The sequence below is a fragment of the Roseateles sp. P5_E11 genome, from assembly GCF_054049355.1.
In genome coordinates, this window is sequence record NZ_JBFUMO010000830.1 from 1 (window position 1) to 1895 (window position 1895).

General features: G+C 60.8%; 2 protein-coding genes. Both read right to left on the minus strand.

Translation table 11 applies throughout. From position 1 onward, the window contains the following. On the minus strand, positions 1 to 566 hold a 566-nt coding region (locus tag ACXJKR_RS31120), incomplete at its 3' end, for a type I restriction-modification system subunit M N-terminal domain-containing protein (RefSeq protein ID WP_457326142.1). A gap of 55 nt (positions 567 to 621) precedes the next feature. Then, complete coding sequence (locus ACXJKR_RS31125) at positions 622 to 1809, minus strand: anticodon nuclease (protein ID WP_457326143.1); 1188 nt, start codon at positions 1807 to 1809, stop codon at positions 622 to 624. Positions 1810 to 1895 lie beyond the last annotated feature (86 nt).

The window sequence follows — 1895 nt, forward strand, 5'->3', positions numbered from 1 at the left end:
AGGTACTCGTAGGCATCGCCCAAAAGGTCACTGCCGGTCGGAAGCTCGCTGAGCCCTTCGGCGATCTTTTGGACGATGGCGCACAGCTTGGCATTGCGATCCGCATAGCTCTTGCCCAGCTTGGTCGACGCCAGATCGATTTCCGAGAACAGCCCCTGGAACGTGCTCTCGAACGACTCCGTCTCGATGTACTTGAAGCCCGCCTGCAGCGTGTTCAGCAGATCGATGCTTTGCGTGCGGGCCATGTGGGCCACGCTGCTCCACAGGTGGGGCGGTTGGATCACATAGTGCACCTTGCGGCGCATCTGCTTCTCGAACGCCGACACGTCGGCCTGGTTGGCCGCGTACCAGGCTGCCAGAGGCACCAGCGGCTCGTCCGCATCCGGCCTCGGGTAGTCACTGCCCAGTTCTTTCTTCGCGGCGGTCTCGTAGTTGTCCGACAGGTAGCGCAGGAACAGGAACGACAGCATGTAGTCGCGGAAGTCGTCCGCATCCATCGCGCCGCGCAGTTGGTCGGCAATGGCCCACAGCGTCTTGCCCAGTTGTTTCTGTTTTTCTTCGGTCATGGTTATCGGTTGCGGCGTGGCAATTCGCTGCAGGGGGTATCGGGGATCAGTTCGTTCATGCTGTGGCGACGGGAGCTGCCTTGGCGGCAGGCTTGCCAAAGATGTCCGGCAGCGTGAACTCGTAGCGCCCCAGGAAGGCATCGAGGATCTGTCGGAACAGTCGCTTGTTGTCGTCCACCATTTCCGCCGGCTGGTAAACGTCGTATTTGCCGTGGCTCAGCAGGTTCAGTGCGCGGGCAAACAGGTCCTCATCGTCCAGACCGTGAATGCAGGAGGAGAAGTCGTCATTGCCGAAGAAAGTGGCCGTCTTCTCCAGGATGCTGCGCAGCATGTTGAAGTGATAGGTGTAGAGCTTGCCGGCGTCGGCCGCCTTCTTGATCTCGGCCAGCATGGCCACGTGGTGGAAGAACGGCGTGTCGTCCGTAGCCCGCAGCGTGTAGGTGCTGCCGCGCTCCGGGCGGTGCAGGAAGTACTTCTTGTGATCGCTCTTCTTCAACTCGTTGCACACCACATTGAAGAACAGCGCGTGGTGGGACGACACCACTGCCTTGATGGGGGCAGGCACCATGCGCGGCGAATTCTCCGCGTCRCCCGGCCCATCTGCCACTACCGCTTCGGGGCGTGTTCTGCTCCTGGCCTTGCGCAGCAGCTTGGCCAAGTCGCTGGCCACGGCAATCGCGTTGTTGTCGTCCAGCGAAGTGATGGGGTCGTCGATGTAGAGATGCTTGACCCACTGGTACGACTCGGCCCCGTCGATCACGCGCTCGCAGATGGCCATGAACACGCACCAGATGAAGATGTTCTCTTCCCCGCGCGACACCTTGATGTGCAGCGCCTCATCCTTGCGAAAGCTAACCGTCCACTGGTCGTAGTCGATGTCGAACAGAAAGTCCGCGTAGCGCGCCAGGTAGTGGCCGATGCGCTCGTCCAGGGCCAGTTCCTTCAGACCTTTGAAGAACTGCGAGTCGGTGTTGATGTGCAGCCGCCGCTCACTGTCTTTCTCCAGGTCGTTGTCCCAGGAGAACAGGTCTTCGGTGAAGGCGTTGAAGTACAGCGTGTCGGGCTGGCCTTTGTTCTTGCGCTTGCCCGCGTCCTTGAAGGCCATCGACAGCCGGGTCTTGCCCGTTCCGTTGTAGGCGTAGAGCAGGACAAAGTCTTGGCCTCCGCCGTTCAGGTCGTCGCGCAGCCGGGCGACCAGCCGGCGCATGTCACTGAAGCGGTGAATCTTCGGCTTGTCGCTCATGCCTCAAGCGCTTGTGACGGGAAAAGCTGCTGCATCAAGCCCTTCTTGTGGGTCTCGAGGGCTTTCAGTCTTTCGGCGGCAGCGGT